The following is a 2312-nucleotide window of genomic DNA, read 5'->3' on the forward strand; positions in this document are numbered from 1 at the left end:
ACATGGCTTATTCTGTGGATATGCAGATAGGCACAACTGTAAATCTACTAAACAATAGTAATTTGCTATATTGCTGTATATTATATGATTTTATTACAAGAAAATAAATAGATATAAAGAACGTTATATTAAGTATAATAGCAGTACTACTGTTACTTATTTGTTACTATTTATTCGCATAAGGAGGTTTATATTTTTCTCTTTTACCTTATAAAGAATAATTCATTATCCAAATTCAAGAGAAACCATGCATAGGCGTACAAGACGGGCCATTGCATTGTGATACTTTATTCCTTATTAATCAGTCCTAATAGTAATAAACGTTATAACATAAACAATAGAAATAAGTACTACGTTCTAATTACCCTTTATGAAGGGTGTTACCAGTTTGTTACTCCAAACAGAAAGGTGTATATATTAATGATAGGTTAGTAGACAGATATGAAAAAGAAACTTAGAATAAAGGAACCGATTAAACTTCGGTCAAAACAATTGTCGAATGGGTGTTTATCACTTTATCTCGATATTTATATGGATAAAAAGCGGAGATATGAATTTTTGAAACTTTATATTATTCCGGAGAATAACCGGATAGATAAGGATAGAAATGTAGAAACGCTTAAGTTGGCTAATGCTATTAAAGCTCAGAAGATTGTAGCATTACAAAATGGTAAATTTGGTTTCGATGCGAATAAAAATAGGTCAAACATGCTACTTACTGACTACATCTGCTATTTAGCAAATAGAGACATAGTTCAAAAGGCAAAACGAACTTTGATGAATACCTTGATTCACCATCTTCAGAGATATGATAAAAGTGGAATTTCATTAAAAGCTGTTGATAAAGATTACATATTAGGGTTTATGGAGTACTTAAAGTCTGCAACTCAGAAACATAGTAAAAAAGAAAAGTTGATCAATGTGAATAGCCAGATATGCTATCTAAAAGAGTTAAACTATTGCTTAAAATATGCAGTTGTTGAAGATGTTTTATCTACAAACCCGATGAATAAAATAAAAAATGAAGATAAACCTAAACGAAAAAGAACAGAACGGGAATATTTGACCATGGACGAAATACGCCTGCTATCTCAAACTCATTTCTATAACGAAATGTTAAAAAGAGCCTTCCTATTCAGCTGCTTTTGTGGCTTAAGACACTCGGATATTGCTGCATTGACTTGGGAGAACCTCAGGAAAGATAAAGCTGGTAATACTCAATTACATATAATACAGCAAAAAACTCAAGAAATAATATCTCTCCCTCTTAGTCCTGAAGCATTAAAACAGTTACCTAAGAGAGGTAAAGCATTGGATACCGACCGGGTTTTTAACGGTTTGATATCCTTGGGAAGAACCAATGAAATATTATCTCGTTGGGGAAAGGACGCAGGGATACAAAAACATATCACTTTTCACGTTGCGAGACATACCCACGCGACTATGATGATCACTTTGGGAGCTGATATATATACTGTATCGAAATTGTTAGGACATACAAATATTCAGACAACTCAGATCTATGCAAAGATTGTAGATGAGAGCAAAAGTAAAGCAATTGCCCTCATTCCTGAGATAACATAATGCTGATTATCAGCATTTAGAGAATATATATATCATTGATTATAAAAGTACGTACTCTTATATATATAAAGTACGTATTTAAGTCATAGTTAAATACGTACTTTTGGACTATAAAAGTACGTACTTTTGATTCTATAATATAATAAGCTCTTGTTGTGTGGTAATTAAAAATAACATTAATACTCTTTCCCCTTCTTTATTGAACTACATTTTTACCTTCATATGTGCAGCTGCAACCACCTTAAAGAGCACTATTGTTTGTAACATTCAGAAAGGATATTACCAATTTGGTATCTATTTTTAGAAATTCGTAACAAGAATAAAAAAATATAATACAATATTTTGATTTTTCGTGTAAAATTCTTTGGTATTATTAAAAATGTACCTATTTTTGCGTCGTATTTCGCATCATAAAGATGACGCTAAGATAAAACTAAAGAATGGGATATAAAGTCTCTTACATGTGGAAAGGCCTAAATAATAGCGATATAACACGCTGTGTAGCGATCTTTTTATTCTGTTTGCTTTCCTCAAAGGGAATGAGCCAAACAGGAGAAGAAACTGTTAACACTTTAGTTGGGATGGGGTTTGAGAATGTAGGTTGGCATGAAGATGACAAAGAACGTGTTTATGTGATGGAGAATACAGCCTATCGCCTGAATGGAGTAGGAATTGGTAAAGCTGTTGACGTTGTTCAAAGGATGGGTTTACCACAGAATAAGCCATGT

1 protein-coding gene and 1 pseudogene are annotated in these 2312 nt (G+C 32.3%); both read left to right on the plus strand.

The features are described 5' to 3' along the window. Positions 1-441: 441 nt before the first annotated feature. A complete protein-coding gene (locus tag QX565_RS00145) occupies positions 442-1584 on the plus strand; it encodes a site-specific integrase (RefSeq protein WP_278599421.1) in 1143 nt (380 codons plus the stop codon). Positions 1585-2024: 440 nt separating this feature from the next. Next, positions 2025-2312 (plus strand): annotated as a pseudogene (locus tag QX565_RS00150) (hypothetical protein); the annotation flags it as partial.

It is taken from the genome of Bacteroides sp. 41_26 (assembly GCF_949740115.1).
GTDB lineage: Bacteria > Bacteroidota > Bacteroidia > Bacteroidales > Bacteroidaceae > Bacteroides > Bacteroides nordii.

Bases quoted from the DNA above. Each gene is read 5' to 3' on its own strand.
- QX565_RS00145 (WP_278599421.1), top strand. From the start codon at position 442: ATGAAAAAGAAACTTAGAATAAAGGAACCGATTAAACTTCGGTCAAAA.